Consider the following 16,703-nt stretch of genomic DNA (forward strand, 5'->3'; position numbering starts at 1 on the left):
ACAAGGAAACTGGCAATTGTCGCTTTCGTGATTGTATCCATTTACCGAGTTATACGAAATAATGAAGCACATCAGCAGTGTAGGCAGTCAAAATGTTGACCAAGAATTTAGAATGAGGTGCTTTATGAAAAGAAAGTACGCAATTTGCGGAGTTAGCAACCGTTGCCTAAAAATGTTCGTAGGTCCCATGGTCACCACCTTCAGCAATCAAGCAGAGATAGTAGGGCTGCTCGATATCGATCCCAGAAGGTTCGAGGTCGGCAAAGCCAAATACCCGATGCTTGCCGATGTGCCGGAATATGGCCCCGATGATTTCGATAGCATGGTCGAGCAGACCAAGCCTGATGTCATCCTTGTAACCGGACGTGACGATACACATGTCACTTATATTCTTAAAGCGCTGCAGCATGGCCTGGACGTGCTCTCCGAGAAGCCGATGGCGACGACTGGAGCTGACTGCCAGCGTATTATTGAAGCGGAACGAAGCAGCAAGGGCAAAGTAACCGTTGCTTTCAATTACCGCTACACCCCCATCCACAGCCGGATCAAAGAATTGGTGCTGGAGGGAAAGGTAGGCAGAGTAACCTCGGTTGACCTGAATTGGTATATCGACACCTATCATGGTGCCAGTTATTTTAAGCGCTGGAATCGGATCCGGGAGCACTCCGGCGGGCTGTCTATCCATAAAAGCTCGCACCACTTCGATTTGGTCAACTGGTGGACGGGGCAGCAGCCCGTAGAGGTTTTTGCGTTCGGGGCGCTTAACTATTATGGACCTGAAGGCGAGCTCAACCCGAAGAAGGAGGACGGACGCCACTGCTCCACCTGTGAGGTCAAACCCGATTGCCACTATTACATGCGCTGGTCATCACGAGGCAAGGAGATAGATGTGAAGGACGACCACATTGGTGCAGTTGCTGCATCCGATACCCAAGCCCCGTATAGCGAGTATCGTGCCGACGCCTGTATTTACGATTCACAAATCAATATCGAGGATACGTATTCGGTCAATGTCAAATATAACCAGGGAGCGTTGCTGACCTACTCCGTCAATTTTTCTTTGCCTTACGAAGGTTACCGGCTCGCCATTAATGGCACCAAGGGCCGCATCGAAACGATGGAATACCATTCCTCCGGCAGGGTACCGTTTCCGGTTCCGCAACAAACCATCGATTACTTCCCATTATTCGGCTCCAAGGAAACGATTCATGTCGTCCACAGGCAGGGTGGACATGGCGGCGGTGACCCTACACTCCTCGAGGACATCTTTCTTGGCCCTGACCCCAAGCGGCCGTATACGATTTTGTCCGGCTCGACCGATGGCGCCTACTCGGTTGGCACCGGTGAAGCGGTCTGGAGATCGGTCAAAGAAAATCGCCCGATCCGTCTTGATGATGTGCTAGCTTTACCCTAAACCGTACCCAGCAGAAAGGAGGCGTAAGGCTTGAAAACGCAATTAACACAGGGAACTATGAACGGGCCCAGCCATAAGCTAAGCTTGTTTTGGGGCAGGCTCGTTAAGGGCCGTTATTTATACTTCATGATTACACCCGGCTTGCTGTATTTCGCTATTTTCAAATATTTGCCGATGTGGGGGGTACTGATTTCCTTCAAGGATTATTTGCCCTATCGGGGATTTTGGAACAGCCCCTGGGTCGGCTTTAAGCATTTTGACCGTTTTTTTCATGATCCGGTGTTTTGGCTGTTGTTAAAAAATACGTTTATCCTTGCTATTTATAATATCGTGTTCTTCTTTCCGATTCCGATTCTAATCGCCTTAATGCTCAATGAGCTGCGTGTGGAATGGTTCAAGCGGTACATCCAGACCGCCATTTATATTCCCCACTTTGTATCATGGGTCGTTGTCGTCGGTATGGCGTATACGTTTTTCTCGACAGAGGGCGGTATCTTCACGAATATGCTCGTCGATGCCGGCCTACCCAAAATCAACTTCCTCATGTCCAATGATTGGTTCCGGCCGATGATTATTTTGGAGGTCATCTGGAAGGAATCCGGATGGGGAACGATTATTTTTCTCGCCGCGCTGTCCGGGGTTGACCCCACGCTCTATGAAGCCGCCAAAATGGATGGAGCAAGCAGGATGAGGCAGCTATGGCATATTACATTGCCAGCCATCCGCAGCACCATTGTCATTTTGTTCATCCTGCGGCTGGGCAGCTTCCTGGATACCGGCTTTGAGCAAGTATTTCTGATGCTGAATTCAACCAATCGTGAGGTGGGCGAAGTATTCGATACCTACGTGTACGTCAATGGTGTCCAGCAAGGGCAGTTCAGCTTTAGCACCGCTGTTGGCCTCTTTAAATCGCTTGTTGGTTTATGCCTGGTGCTTGCTGCTAACAAAGCGGCCAAGAAAATAGGCGAACAAGGTGTCTACTAACCTTTACTAATATAGAAAGGAGTTGCTGCTAGTGTCTCACCCTACATTAGGTTCGCGTGTTTTTGATACGATCAATTCGGTCATCCTAATTGTGTTCGCATTGTTTGCGATTGTGCCTTTCCTGTTTGTCCTCTCGGGCTCGCTCACCGCTTCTGAGGAGCTGATGCTGCGCGGTATCGTGTTATTTCCAACTAAATTTTCGCTGGATGGCTACCGCTATATTTTTTCAACCAATACGATATTATGGAGCCTTGGCGTAACTGTCTTCATTACCGTTGCGGGAACATTGATCAATTTAATATTCACCACGTTGACGGCTTATCCGCTTGCTAGAAACGAGTTTATGGGGCGCGGTCCCATCATGCTGCTCGTGCTGTTCACGATGCTGTTCAGCGGAGGTATGATCCCGACGTTTCTGGTCGTCAAATCGTTTGGCCTGCTTAACAGCTATTGGTCGCTTTTAATTCCGGGGGCGATCAGTGCCTTCAACCTGATTATTCTAAGAAACTTCTTCCAGCAGCTTCCAGATGGCTTGGAGGAAGCTGCAAAGATTGATGGCTGCAATGATTTTCAGATTTTGGTGAAAATCGTGCTGCCCCTCTCGCTTCCGGCGATGGCTACCTTCGCCTTATTTTATTCAGTTGGTCATTGGAATACATTTTTTAATGCGATTCTTTATATCAATGACAGCACCAAATGGCCGATTCAGGTCTGGTTGCGGCAAATTGTTATTTTGTCGCAGGGTGGGATCGGGGATTCAAATGAGATGGGCAGCGATTATGTAGCCCCTCCCGGCGAGGTCATTAAGATGGCCGTTATCGTAGTATCGACCGTTCCCATTCTGATGGTGTATCCTTTCCTGCAAAAGCATTTTGCCAAAGGGGTCTTGCTCGGCTCCGTGAAAGGCTAGTCGTACCACCGCTAGGCGTACCCTATGTATAATCTGTTATTATTATTTCTGGAGGCGAACTTATTCATGAAAAGCCAACGTTTAATCAAGCAAGCATTGCTGTCCGCAGGTGCCCTATCCTTAGTCCTTACTTCTGCGTGTGCAAACGGCGCGGAACCAGCACCAGGCGGAGCGGCTTCGACCGGACCTGTGGAAATTACGATGATGAACCAATATTTAACAGCGGAGCCACCCAAAATGGACAGCGAGCCGATGAAGCTGCTTCAGGAATATACCAATACCAAGCTGAATATAACCTGGGTGCCTAGCGCCAGCTATAGCGAGAAGGTTACCGCCTCGATTGCAGTGGCGGGAGATTTGCCCAAGCTGCTGCTGGTGAAGGAAGACCGCAACCCTGCGATTATCGAAGCTGCCAAGGCCGGCTTGTTCTGGGAGCTTGGCCCCTATCTGCAGGATTACCCGAACCTGAAAACGATGGATGCCGCGCGCCTCACGAATATTTCCATTGACAGCAAAATTTACGGTGTGTACCGTTGGAGAGCCATTGCGCGTAACGGTATTATTATCCGCAAGGACTGGCTGGATAATCTCGGGCTCCAGGAGCCCAAAACTTTGGATGAGCTACTTAATGTATTCAAAGCATTTACTTATAACGATCCCGATAAAAACGGCAAGAATGATACATTCGGTATTTCCTTTGACTCGAACAACGCCTTAATTCTCCATATCCTTGCAGCTATGGGCACACCGAATCTGTGGGAATATAAAGATGGCAAGATGACACCGGACTTTATGACCAAGCCGTATATGGATGGCTTGAAAACGATTCAACAAATGTTCAAGGATAAAGTGATGAACAGTGACTTCCCCGTTGTGAAGGATCGTACCACCCTAGTGAATCAAGGTAAAGCTGGCGTCTACATCGGGGCCTATGATGACTTGAACGCTCGTTTCAGCGACTTATTCAAAGCCAATCCAAATGCCAAGCTGGATACCATCGCGAATGTAAGCGGTCCGAATGGTGTTCGAGTACAAGCGGGAATTGGGTATAACAGCGTATTTATGATCCCCAAAACAAGCGTGAAAACAGAGGCAGAGTTGAAACAAGTATTAACTTTCTTAGACAAATTGGGCGATGAGAAGGTACAGACCCTGATGACTTGGGGCATCGAAGGCAAGCATTATAAGATCGACAATGGTAAAGCTGTACGTATCGACGAAAAGGTGTTCACCGATGAGGTTTATAATTCGCTGTTCCAATTAATGGTGTTTGACGGCAGTAAAGCACTTCCCGGTAATGAAGATCCAGCTGTTGCCAAGTTCAACAAACTTATCAAAGAGAATGAGAAGTTCGCTATCCCGAATCCTGCCCTACCGCTTCTCTCCAAAACCTATATGGAAAAAGGCAAGCAGATGGATCAGGTGATATCAGATGCAAGAACCAAATTTATTATTGGTGAAATCGACGAAAAGGGCTTTGAGCAAGCTGTCGCCAACTGGCAAAAGACCGGCGGTGAGCAAGTGATGGCCGAATACAAAGCAGACTATGAAAAAACAGCCAAAAAGTAGTTTTACTTGGGAGGAGCCGATTGGTTCCTCTTCTTTCCAGCATTTATAGCGCTAATGATTATAGGATTTCATCAAGCTTAGTGAGATAATGGAGGCAGATTAAGTTTGAATTGACTGAAGAAAGTGAGATTGTCATGAGACTGAAGCTGTCCCGTTATCACGTAAAGCTGTTTATGCTATGCTTGCTGCTTGGCTCCATTCCGGTTGGAGTGATCGGCATTTTTTCGTATGTAAAATCCTCAAGCATCATCGAAAGCAAGGTTCTGCAGGGAAATGACCAGCTCTTGCACCAAACGCAAATCCAGCTTGAAAATACGCTAAAGATTATCGACTTCTCGATATTCCAGCTGGTCAATGCCCAGCCGGTTAGCGAGGTGCTTCAGATGCCGATCCAGGCGAGAGATTTCCCGCTTGTGGACAAGGTGCTGGAGACGCTGCAGCGCATCCAAATATACGAGCTAGGCATCCGGGATATTCAATTAATCAATATCGACCAGAACTGGAGCATCAGTAACAAAGGCTATGCCAGGCTGGATGAATTCACAGATGCCAATCGGCTGGCCTTGTTTACCAGCATAGACCGTCCATTCAAATGGTTGACGGAAACGATAGCAGGCAAGGACGGCGTTCTGGCGCAGACGAATATATACTTGGTTAAGCGCTTTCCTAGCTATTCAGCGAAGCCTACTGCCCTTTTGGTCACCCAAATGTCCAACCAAGAGCTGTTCAAGGTGCTCCCCAAGAGCAGCGAGCTCGGTTCTATCATTGTGCTGGATGAGCAAGGGAATATTATGGCGACTGATCTATCGTCCGAGTTCGATACAGCCTTGCGGGATTCGTCCCTGTTGCAGGACGTGCTGCAGCAAGCGGAGCTTAAGGGCTACCGGGTTGGGGAAATCGGCGAGGAGGAATATGGCTTCACCTTCCGCAAATCATCGTATAATGGCTGGACCTATTTGTCGATCGTTTCGCTGGACAGCATCAAGCGGGAGTCCCAAGCTATTGGCTGGGCAACGATGTGGGCATGCTTGATTATCCTTGTTTTGATTGTTGTGCTGTCGCTTCAGGGCGCCAATAAGATGTATTCACCGCTGCGCAAGCTGTACCAGAAGACGGCGGTGCCAGGAGGCGATACCGCTGAAGGGGACCCTCGGGAGCCGCAGGATGAGTTCTTGGTGATCGAGCGCCGGATGGAAACCATGTCGCAGAACAATATGCATATGACTAGCCATGTCCAGATGCTGCGGCATCAATTAAAGCCTTTCATGATTTTCAAGCTGGTGCAGGGCGAACTAACGGGCAAAGAGATCAAGGAGCAGCTTCAGCTATTTGGCTACTCGCAGCAATTCCGCTGGCTGGCGGTTGTAGCCGTGCAGATTGATACGCTGGAGCCCACACGCTACAGCGAGAGCGACCGTGACCTGCTGCTTTTTGCGATTAGCAATATTGTCGAGGAAACCGTACCCGCCGAGCATCGCCTGAATCCGGTCGTTATCGACCAGTCGCAGGTGACTGTTATTAGCGGCAACCATGAATCTCTGGATGCCTTTAAAGACTTTATGTACGAAACGATCAAGCAGGTGCAAAAAAATGTGCTTACCTTTCTTGATCTTCCTGTTAGTGCGGGCATTAGCCGACCGTTTAAAACGTACGATCTCACCTCCAAGGCCTATGCGGAAGGGCTGGATGCGTTAAAGTACCGGATTACAAAGGATACCGAAACCATTCTATTTATCGAGAATGAGGAGCCAGAGACGCAAATGGTATTTTTCCCTGAGCATCTGGAGAAGCAACTGGTCGAGGCTGTCAAATTCGCGGATGATCGGCGCGCCCATGCGTTGCTCAAGGAGTTTCTGCAAATTTTGTCCAATCGCGAGCTCACCCATAACCAGATGCAAAACTGGCTTATGAAGCTGCTAATGGATCTGCTGTATATTCCTGAGCAGCAGGATGCGACCCTCTCCTCGCTTGATACGAATGCCATCCCGCTATATTTGCAGCTGAAGCGGCTTAACACCTTGCCCGAAATCGAGCTATGGTTTATGCAGATTGTGGAGCCGATTATTCAGTCGATGGACCAAAGCAAGGAAGCGCCTTACCATAAAATTTCCAATGAGGTTATCCGGATCATTCAAAGCGAATATGATCGTGAGCTGACACTCGAGGAATGCGCTTCGCGGCTGAATTACCACTCCAGCTATATTCGACGGGCTCTCAAAAAAAGCATGAATATTAATTTTAGCGATTACCTGCTCGCCTATCGGATGGATGTTGCCAAGAAATGGCTGGAAGAAACCGAAATGAAAATCGCCGATATGGCACGCAAGCTGCAATATAACAATCCGCAAAATTTTATCCGCTATTTCAAGAAGTCGACTGGCATGACACCCGGCAAGTACCGGGAAGTGTGGCTAAGCGAAAATGAAAGCTAACCTGTAAAAGCAGAATAATAAAAGGAGAGAATTAACATGCAAAAAGAGCATCAGATCCGCCTCGGCATAATCGGTATGGGCAAGGTATCCGTAGAGCGGCATATTCCATCGATCCGATCCATTAACGCCCCTCAAGTCGAGCTGTATGCGGCAGCAGACCCCCTGCCGGGGTTAGCGCAAAGGGCCGCCGCCGAGCATGGCATTCCGCATGCATTCGAGGACTATAAAGAACTGCTGGCAATGGACGAGGTCACTGCCGTTTCCATTTGCACACCAACGTTCACCCACGCAGCCATTGCGATCCATGCCTTGAAAGCAGGGAAGCACGTCTATCTCGAGAAACCGGCCACGATGAACGAAAGGGAGATGCGCGAGGTTCTGGCTGCCGCCAAAGAAAGCAACAAGGTGTTTATCGTTGGCTCCAATGGGATGCTACAAAATCAAATGCTGCTGTTTAAGCAAATGATCGATAACAAGGAGCTAGGCGAGGTTTTTCAGGTAAGTATAACGCGTGCCTCACCAAGGGGCAGTAACGACCTGAACCGCAAAACAATTGGCGGGGATGGCATCAGCATGGAAAGCGCCTCCCACAATGTCGAATGGGCTTTATATTTCCTCGGTGACCCCCATCCCGTATCCGTAACGGGACTTGGCTACTACAAATACGATAACCTCTCTATTCCGCTGGAGCTGCGGGAAGCGCGTGAGGTAGATGACTGCTCCTTGGCCTTAGTCCATTTTGATAACGGAAGCAGCTTTCTTTATAAGGCCATGAGATCGGCAATCGCTCCTGCCGATTATGAAGTTAACATCCAAGGAGACCGGGGCTTAATCTGGTATGATGTTAACAAATGCTATAAAGAGCAGTCGGATGATTGCATACGCATCTACACCCAGCATAAAAACGGGCATATTATGGAATCAAAGCCGCTAATCAAATGCGGCAAAACCCATGCTGCCATGTATGCACATTTTTTCACTTGCATCCGTGAAGGGCAACAATCCGCCATCAGCAATGGCGAGCGGAGCGTGATCGTGATGAAAATATTGGATGCCCTGCAATTATCGATGAAAGGCAATGGGAAGCAGATCTGGATAAATTGAAGATAATGGGGGGATTGGCATGATTGGGTTAAGCTGCCATTCGCGAAATTACGGTGCGGGGACACCGGATGAAATTTTTGCCTTTATTCAAAAGCTGGGATATGCGTATATTGACGTCGATTCTGTTGGAACGATTCCACAGCATGTTGTCTTGGCCAACCCGCAAAAAGCCGCACAATTAACAAAGGAGCTTTCGGAGAAGCACGAGCTCCAGCTTGCTGAATATTTCTTGGGCGCTGTAGCTGTGGATGGAGCCAGTGTGGACAATAGCCAGACCGACCCTGTACGAAGGGCTGCCATGTATGGAAACTTCGCCCGCATCTGCTCCTATGCCCAACTTGCCGGCTTTCGAAGCATCATGGGAGCCGCGGGCACGCTAAATAAGCAAATCGGCTTTGACCGTTCCTTCGAAACTGCGGCTGCTACCTTAAGCCAATTGGTTATCATTGCAGCGGAGCACGGTATTTCGTTCCATGTGGAGCCAAGCCGAGCCTCGCTGCTGAATGTGCCTTCCAAAGCCATCGAAATGGCGCAGGCTGTAGACGGCTTGAAGTATACACTGGATTTTTTGCACTTCCAAGTCAATGGCTATAGCCAGGATGAGACCATGGATTTATTAAAGTATACGGGGCATATGCATGCCAGGCAAGCTGCCGTTGGTTGGGCGAAATGCCCCTTTGAGCATGGGGAAATTGATTTTGACAGCATCATTAAAAGGCTGAGAGGGCTTAAGTGGGATGGCATCATCGCTATGGAATTCTGGAACGGTCCCGACGAAGACGCGGCTGGAATGAATGCAGTCGAGCAGACGATTTTGATGCGTTATCACCTAAAGGGGCTCATTAAGAAATATGAATTGTAGCCTCACCACCTTTTAGTGCTTTTATATTATTGGCTTTCCATACCTCCATACGGTGCTGCTTGGGTGTGACCCCGGTCCATTTTTTAAAGGCATTTTGAAAAGCGCTTGGCTCCGAGAAATGAAGAAGATAAGCTACCTCCCCAATATTATATTCCGGTTTAGCCAAGTAACCCATGGCAAGCTCTTTTCTGACTCGGTTTATAATCTCCATGAACGTCGTATTTTCTTGATTGAGCTTGGCTTGGATGCTCCTCACACTCATTTGGAACTGTAAGGCCGTCTCTTTTAAACTGGGAAAAGACATCGGCATCCGATTAATGATCCAATGATACAGCTGATTGGAAAATAAATTCCCTTGCAAAAGCCGGCGTTTCGCCTCTTCCGCAACGAATTCGAAGGTGGTTAATAATTGGGTGTCTGCAAATAAAATGGGATATTCTAGAACAGCCTTGCTCATGCGAATCGTATTCGCTTTCTTGCCAAACCCCGGCGGGATGCCCATAACAGCTACGTACTCGGCGATCTCTACAGGTTGAGTATGAGTGAAATGTACCTCCTTTAATGGAATGGAGATGCAGCTTAATCTAATCATGATATGATACAAGGAGCTAACCATTTCCTCAATGCAATGTCGAGCCGGGGTTTTGTGCGGATAGGTGTAGCCTATGTCGATTATAACGTCGGATTCTTCCACCACCCAGCTAATGTTAAAGCCGTTGCATAGGATAACATTATATTTTTGATAAGCTGCTAACGCTTGCCCAACGGTTTTCGAATGCATCATCACATATCCTAAAACCCCCAAATCCGAAGCCTCCAGGCTTTGTCCCTGGTGCAAGCCGAAGGCGACGTCCTCCGTGACCGTGGCAGCAAGCTCTGTAATGCGTTCAAAATCGTCCCCAGATAAGCGAGCTTCGGTATCCTGAAGAAGTGACTCTTCAATACGAGCCCTCCTGAAAAAATCATCCTTGTTATGCCCCTTAAGCACGATCGTTTTCACAAGAGGATAAATAAAGGAAACCGGTACCCCGATTTGATTTGGCGACAATTCTCATTCCTCCTTTTGCACAATAGAACAATAGTTTGGCATGTTTCATCATGTTCATATGGCTTCCTGTGGCTTAAGATAATTTTATCTTAACACGAGGAGGACTGCACTTGCGATCCAAAATAGCCATCATTAACGGACATCCCTATTCCCAAAGCTACTGTACAGCATTATCGGAGGCTTACACCAAAGGAGCCATTGCCAGCGGCGCGAATGTACGCAGTATCCATGTAGGTGCTTTGGCCTTTGAACCCAGCTTAAAGTTCGGCTACCATCAGCGGATGGAGCTCGAAGAGGACCTACTCGCAGCCCAGGAGACGATCCGCTGGGCTGACCATCTTGTTTTCGTATATCCGATATGGTGGGGAACGTTACCTGCGGTCATGAAAGGGTTTATTGATCGTGTGTTTTTGCCTGGCTTCGCCTACCAGAGCCGACCCAACTCCCAATTATGGGACAAATTGCTGTGCGGCAAATCTGCCCGTCTTATTGTGACGATGGATTCGCCTTCCTGGTACAACCGCTGGGTATATAAACAGGCTGGACACCATGTTATGAAGCGGAATATTTTGCAATATTGCGGAGTGAATCCCGTTAAGATCACAGAGCTATGCTCGGTTAAAGCCTCAACAGACAAGCAGCGTGAGCGATGGTTGTCCGATGTCGAAGCTTTGGGCTTGAAGCGTTCCTAGTTAGTTTTCTCTTTTCCCACTTCTAAAATAAATACAGCTTTACAAAAATAGTTTTATTTTTGGTTTCGGTATTTTCCTTATAATGAGAATGTATAGAAGCTGGACGTATGTACAATTTCATAGAGATTTTAAAATTTGATCGAGGAGGGCTTAGATTATGAGTATTCATGCAGATGAAGTGAGAACAGCTAAACAAAAACTGTCTCCGGTATCATGGAAGGAGGTTACGGTGAACGGGGGATTTTGGCAGGAAATACAGAAAATCAACTCCACTGTGACCATCCCTTTACAATATATACGTATGGAAGAACGGGGCGGCATTGAGGCCCTTAAATTAAACTGGAAGCCTGGGGATTCGAATAAACCGCATCACTTCTGGGATTCGGATATCGGAAAGTGGATTGAAGCTGCGGCTTATTCTTTGGCAAAGCATTCCGATCCGGAGCTGGAAAAGAAGATTGATGATCTCGTTGATTTGATAGAGGCCGGGCAACAGGAAGACGGATACTTCAACACCTTTTATAACCTTGTCGACCCAGGAAAAAGATGGACTAACCTATATTATATGCACGAGCTATACTGTGCCGGACATTTGGCCGAAGGTGCCGTAGCGTACTATCTGGCCACCGGCAAGAAAAAGCTGCTCGACATCATCTGCCGATTTATGGATCATATTGATTCGCGGTTTGGTCCTCAAACTGGAAAGGTTCACGGCTATTGCGGCCACCCCGAAATTGAGCTGGCTCTAGTCAAGATGTATCAGGTTACGGGAGAAGAAAGATACCTGAGGCTTAGTAAGTTCTTTATCGACGAGCGCGGACAGCAGCCCTATTACTTTGAATTGGAATCGCTTTCGCGCGGTGTCAATGTAGAAGTAAAGGCTGACCGGCCGCGTCATCTCAAGCATTATCTTTGCTGCCAAGGGCCTTTCGCCCAATATCAATCTCATCTGCCGGTCAGGGAACAGGATGCCCCTGTTGGGCATGCTGTAAGAGCTATGTATTTATACGCCGGCATGGCTGATGTAGCCGCTGAAACCGGCGATCATACGCTTCTGGACGCCTGCGAGGTATTATGGAAAAGGCTAACGGAGAAGCAGCTGTATATTACCGGGGGGATCGGGCAGTCTTCGGATGGCGAACGGTTTACGTTTGACTACGACCTGCCAAATGAAATTACGTATAATGAAACATGCGCGTCCATCGGCCTAGTGTTTTGGGCCCATCGTCTGCTGCAATTTAACGGGGACGGCAAATATGCGGACGTGATGGAACGGGCGCTGTATAACGGCATAATGAGCGGCGTTAATCTGGAAGGCGACCGGTTTTTCTATGCCAACTATTTATCCGTTTATCCAGACAGATTCAAATACGGCAGCACATTGATTACGGAGCGCATGGCTCCAACGCGCCAAGGCTGGTTTGAAGTTGCCTGCTGCCCGCCTAACCTTGCCAGACTGGTCGCCTCGATCGGTCAATATATGTATTCTACTAGCACCGATGGTATTTATGTGCATCTGTACAATGACAATGAATCCAAATTAGATTTGATCGATAACCAGGTAATACTGACCCAAAAAACCGAATATCCGTGGGATGGGCATATCGGTATTACGGTAAATCCCGAGAACGATGCGGAATTTATGATCGCGTTGAGAAGACCCGGTTGGTGCCAAAACGCGGAGATCAAAGTAAACAACGCTGTAATTGATGTCGAAGTTCGCAAAGGGTATTGGATTGTAAACCGCTTGTGGAAACAAGGCGATGTTATCGAAATCATTCTTGATATGCCGGTCCAACGAATTGAAACGCATCCGTCCGTTCGAACTAATACCGCTAAAGTTGCCTTACAACGCGGACCTATTGTATATTGCTTTGAAGAAATCGACAATGCCAAGGATTTGAACGATGTTTCCCTTGTGTCGGATGCCGATATATCTGCTCGTTATGAGGAGGATTTACTGGGCGGTGTCGTGACTTTGGAAACGAAGGGCCGCAGACGCGATACATCCACCTGGGACGGACAGCTTTATCAGCCTGTGAAAAGCGAGAAAATGGACATTACTATCAAAGCAGTGCCATATTTCGCTTGGGCCAATCGCGGACCAGGGGAAATGGTGGTTTGGGTAAAGCAGGAGGAATAAGTTAAAGCGGTGGCATTGGAAAGTGGGGACCTCCGACATCCTATTGGAGGCCCTCTCCCTTTTCATAAAGGCAGCCCAATCGTGATCTTAGTCCCTTGCGACGGCTCCGATTGAATATTAATATCATACTCTTCTCCATAAATGATAAGAATCCGGTTGCGGACGTTACTAATCCCAATAGATGTTTGGCTCGTATTTAATAATTTCCATATTTTTTCTTTCGTCATGCCGACGCCATTATCGTCTACACTGTAATACCTTTTGTCGCCCTCTATCCAGCAAGTAATGGTTAGACATCCCTTCTGGTCCATTTCCTGAAACCCATGAATCAGAGCATTTTCAACCAGCGGCTGCAGAAAAAACTTCGGTACGGTATACTCGTACAAACGGGGGTCAATTGAATACTTAAGCTCAAATTGGTTCTCAAACCTCTTGCTCATGATGTGAATATAGCATTTGGTGTACTCCATATCCTGATAGAACAGCACGACGCCGTCGTTAGCCTTCAAAGAGTACTTAAGCATCGTGGACAAGCTCATGATTAGCTCGCTGGTTTCATCCTGCCCGTTCCTAATCAGCTTTAGATTAATAATATTCAACGTATTGTACATAAAATGGGGATTCAACTGCAGGTTCAAAGCTTTGATCTCAGCCTCTTTTTTTAAAATCGTATTTTTATAGTTTTCCTTGATCAGTGCCTGGATTCTTCGGTTCATGCTGTTAAATTTATGGATTAATTTCTTGAATTCATAGCTGCCTTCCGCAGGGATCTTAATATCGAAATTTCCTCTGCCCATTTTTCTGATGGCCGAAGTCAGCGAATTGATAGGTCGGGCTATCATGCCAGATAAAAGGTAAGAAATCAGCAGCGGAATAATCATCACTATGGCCAACGCCGAGAACAAATTATATTTGATTGCAGGCATAACATCTTGAATTAAAAAATTTTCCTGCATAGTAATAATAGAGACCCAATCCGTAATTTTGGAGGTGTCGTAGATGACAATCATCTTTTTGCCATCGATTTCAACGACATTAATCCCGCTTTTCTTCTCATAGATGCTGGCGAGCCACGGATACTGCTCATACTTACCCAGCTTGGTTTTGTCCGGATGAGTTACGATACGACCTTCCTTCGTCACAATGAAATAATCCATATGATTGATCGGAATGTTATTTTTAAATATTTTATCGAAAAACTTATCGTTGATATTGATTAAAAGCACCGGATGCTCCGCTATCCTTCCCCCGTTTGTCCCTCTGAATTTTATGGTATTGGAATTGACGAGCTTGACTGCAGAAAACATATACTTGTAGTCGAAGCTTACATGTTCCATTTCCGGCTGATTAAACAGCTCAACGAAGTTATAGGTTGGAACCCATGTTAATTTGCCCTCAGCAGCAAGCGCGCTATCATAAAGCTCTGTTTTATTAAATGTATCTTTGGGGATGTAATCCTTGGCGGCGGAGCTGTTGCCGAAAACATAATCACTGGTTGCCAAGCTCACGGAATAAATATCAGGTGAAGCAAAAAAATATTTATTCAAGATATTGTTGATTTTATGATCCAGCTCGTACACCTCATAAGTATCAGCAGAATTATAGGTTTTGGACAGTAAATCTTCAAGGTTGGCATCGATCACAAAATTTAGACTATATTCTTTGATTCGTTCGAGCTTGGAGTCTATGCTTTCATTGTTTTTTACTAATATTTCATGCAAGTTGTTTTTGACAATATCGGAAACGAAATTTTTGGTCGTTATAAAATAATTCAAGCCGAGAACGCCTATTGGTATCGTGATCAGCAAAATGTAAGTCAGCAGGATCCTTTGCTTGATGCCCAAATAATTAAATAAATGGGTCAGTTTTTTCACTCACACCTTACTCCCCTCATTGATCGACTAATAGCTGCCTGTATTTATAAGGTGATACGCCCACATTTCGCTTGAATATTTTGATCAAATAAGCCGAGTCGTTGTAACCAACCTTGCATGCAATCGTGTAAACCTTTTCATTACTAGTTTTTAATAAAAGCTGTGCTTTCTGTATCCTTACATTTGTCAAATATTCTGAATAGCTGATACCCGCGTAAGTTTTGAACAGATTGCTTAAATAGGACGGATTGAAATAAAATATACCGGCCAGTGTTTCGAGGGAAATATCCTCCATATAGTTCTCTTCAATGTACTTTTTGCACTTCTGGATGAGGACATAGTTTTTGTTTACATCCCGACTTTTTCTCAAGCCTACCAGCTTCTCGGCGATTCCTTTGATTGTTTTTCTTAGTTCTATATAGTTGTTGCAATCGTTGATTTCCTCCGTCACTTGTTCCATCAACTCATTATAGTAACTGTCCAAGGAAGAAATATTGGTCATCTTCATCATATTTAACGCGATATAGACGAAATACTCCTTCAGCCGGTTCGGTTTAATAAATATTTTTTTGCTGTATAGAAGATCGAATGTGTCATTGACTATGGCATAAATTTGCGCAATATTTTCGTTTTTAACCTCATTCGTCAGCTTTTTTTCTAACTCGTACACGTTGAACTGCTCCGTTTGGCCAGCTTTAACAATCAACTGGGGGTAAAAAAAGCATTTCCCGCTTTCCGAATAAAAGCTGTAATCCAATGCGCTGACTGCCTGCTCGTAGCAATGGTGGACGGATTGCAGCATATCGTCGGAATTACCGCTTATACACATCGTTAAAGGCAATCCCAGCTCGCTTTCCGTATATTCAATAAGCTCATTCAGCTTCCTCTCTAGATTTCCCAATCCTAAACAAAGCTTATTGTTGGCGGAAAATACGGTGACAACCAGATCGTTTCGCGATTCCAACAGGAAGGAAATTACACCGCCGTCATTTTGAAACACGTCTTTCATTTTTGCTTTAAGATGGTTTTGCAAGCTGGCAATCTCTTCCGGCTTAAACAGGCCAGCTAGCCTTTTATACTTCTCGATCTTCGTCACGAATACAGCTCCGGAACCTGCCAATGGAAAGGCTTCCAACAATTCATTAAGCTCGTTTATGCTTACATCGTGCTGCACCCATTTATTGAGCAGATGCTCCAAATAAACCGGCACCGATGTGTCCAGTTTCTTCAATAGCAACTGCTTCCCTTCCAACTCCTCATGCTTTTTTTCCATTTGACCGTCAATCCGTGTAAACAGACACTCCAAACCAGCCTTGGAAATGGGCTTGACCAAATATTCGAACACGCCGAATTCGATAGCTTTTTGCGCATATTGAAACTCACCGTACCCGCTCAGTATGACCACCATAATGTCTTTATTTAATTGCATAATTTTTTCCGTTAATTCGAGACCGTCCATTTGCGGCATGCGAATATCCGTTATAATGACGTCCGCTTCATGGGTTTCCGCATATTCCAGAGCTTTGCCGGCAGATGTAGTGGCAAACACTTGAATGTCAGGCCTCAGATGCCGAATGATGGCTGCCATTTCGTTTACTTGCCCTGGTTCATCATCTACGATGATCATTTTTATCATAGGAACCACCTGTATCGCATGAATTTTTAAAATTT

Annotated in this window: 12 protein-coding genes; 9 read left to right on the forward strand and 3 right to left on the reverse strand. The window is 46.3% G+C overall.

Annotated features, from left to right (window positions below; genetic code table 11):
• Positions 1-124 precede the first annotated feature (124 nt).
• The 7 genes from G9U52_RS20175 (at position 125) to G9U52_RS20205 (ending at position 9,275) form a co-directional block, all read left to right on the forward strand.
• The gene (locus G9U52_RS20175; RefSeq protein ID WP_166152434.1) at positions 125-1,414 is read left to right on the forward strand and encodes a Gfo/Idh/MocA family protein; all 1,290 of its coding nucleotides are present in this window, start codon (positions 125-127) and stop codon (positions 1,412-1,414) included.
• A gap of 57 nt (positions 1,415-1,471) precedes the next feature.
• Complete coding sequence (locus tag G9U52_RS20180) at positions 1,472-2,398, forward strand: ABC transporter permease (protein ID WP_243767470.1); 927 nt, start codon at positions 1,472-1,474, stop codon at positions 2,396-2,398.
• A gap of 25 nt (positions 2,399-2,423) precedes the next feature.
• Complete coding sequence (locus G9U52_RS20185) at positions 2,424-3,308, forward strand: carbohydrate ABC transporter permease (protein ID WP_166152580.1); 885 nt, start codon at positions 2,424-2,426, stop codon at positions 3,306-3,308.
• Positions 3,309-3,374: 66 nt separating this feature from the next.
• Entirely contained in the window at positions 3,375-4,877 is a 1,503-nt protein-coding gene (locus G9U52_RS20190) for an extracellular solute-binding protein (RefSeq protein ID WP_166152435.1), read from the forward strand.
• A gap of 110 nt (positions 4,878-4,987) precedes the next feature.
• The gene (locus G9U52_RS20195; RefSeq protein WP_207953090.1) at positions 4,988-7,309 is read left to right on the forward strand and encodes a helix-turn-helix domain-containing protein; all 2,322 of its coding nucleotides are present in this window, start codon (positions 4,988-4,990) and stop codon (positions 7,307-7,309) included.
• 36 nt (positions 7,310-7,345) lie between these two features.
• Positions 7,346-8,413 carry a Gfo/Idh/MocA family protein gene (locus G9U52_RS20200; protein WP_166152437.1) on the forward strand — a complete coding sequence of 356 codons (1,068 nt, stop codon included), beginning with the start codon at positions 7,346-7,348 and terminating at the stop codon, positions 8,411-8,413.
• Between the two features lie 19 nt (positions 8,414-8,432).
• The gene (locus tag G9U52_RS20205) at positions 8,433-9,275 is read left to right on the forward strand and encodes a sugar phosphate isomerase/epimerase family protein (RefSeq protein ID WP_166152438.1); all 843 of its coding nucleotides are present in this window, start codon (positions 8,433-8,435) and stop codon (positions 9,273-9,275) included.
• Here the strand turns inward: G9U52_RS20205 and G9U52_RS20210 are convergent.
• Positions 9,256-10,323, reverse strand: a complete 1,068-nt coding sequence (locus G9U52_RS20210) for an AraC family transcriptional regulator (protein ID WP_207953091.1) — start codon at positions 10,321-10,323, stop codon at positions 9,256-9,258. The genes G9U52_RS20205 and G9U52_RS20210 overlap by 20 nt on opposite strands.
• Before the next feature lie 110 nt (positions 10,324-10,433).
• Between G9U52_RS20210 and G9U52_RS20215 the strand changes: the two genes are divergently transcribed.
• Both G9U52_RS20215 and G9U52_RS20220 read left to right on the forward strand, forming a co-directional pair.
• The gene (locus tag G9U52_RS20215) at positions 10,434-11,015 is read left to right on the forward strand and encodes an NAD(P)H-dependent oxidoreductase (protein ID WP_166152439.1); all 582 of its coding nucleotides are present in this window, start codon (positions 10,434-10,436) and stop codon (positions 11,013-11,015) included.
• A gap of 157 nt (positions 11,016-11,172) precedes the next feature.
• On the forward strand, positions 11,173-13,158 hold the full coding sequence (locus tag G9U52_RS20220) for a glycoside hydrolase family 127 protein (protein ID WP_207953092.1): 1,986 nt from the start codon (positions 11,173-11,175) through the stop codon (positions 13,156-13,158).
• Between the two features lie 62 nt (positions 13,159-13,220).
• On the opposite strand, the gene G9U52_RS20225 is transcribed toward G9U52_RS20220, so the two are convergent.
• Together G9U52_RS20225 and G9U52_RS20230 are read right to left on the reverse strand one after the other, a co-directional pair.
• Entirely contained in the window at positions 13,221-15,032 is a 1,812-nt protein-coding gene (locus G9U52_RS20225) for a cache domain-containing sensor histidine kinase (RefSeq protein ID WP_166152440.1), read from the reverse strand.
• Positions 15,033-15,048: 16 nt separating this feature from the next.
• Complete coding sequence (locus G9U52_RS20230; protein ID WP_166152441.1) at positions 15,049-16,668, reverse strand: response regulator transcription factor; 1,620 nt, start codon at positions 16,666-16,668, stop codon at positions 15,049-15,051.
• Positions 16,669-16,703: the final 35 nt, after the last annotated feature.

Source organism: Paenibacillus agricola, assembly GCF_011440305.1.
In the GTDB taxonomy this organism is placed as follows: domain Bacteria; phylum Bacillota; class Bacilli; order Paenibacillales; family NBRC-103111; genus Paenibacillus_S; species Paenibacillus_S agricola.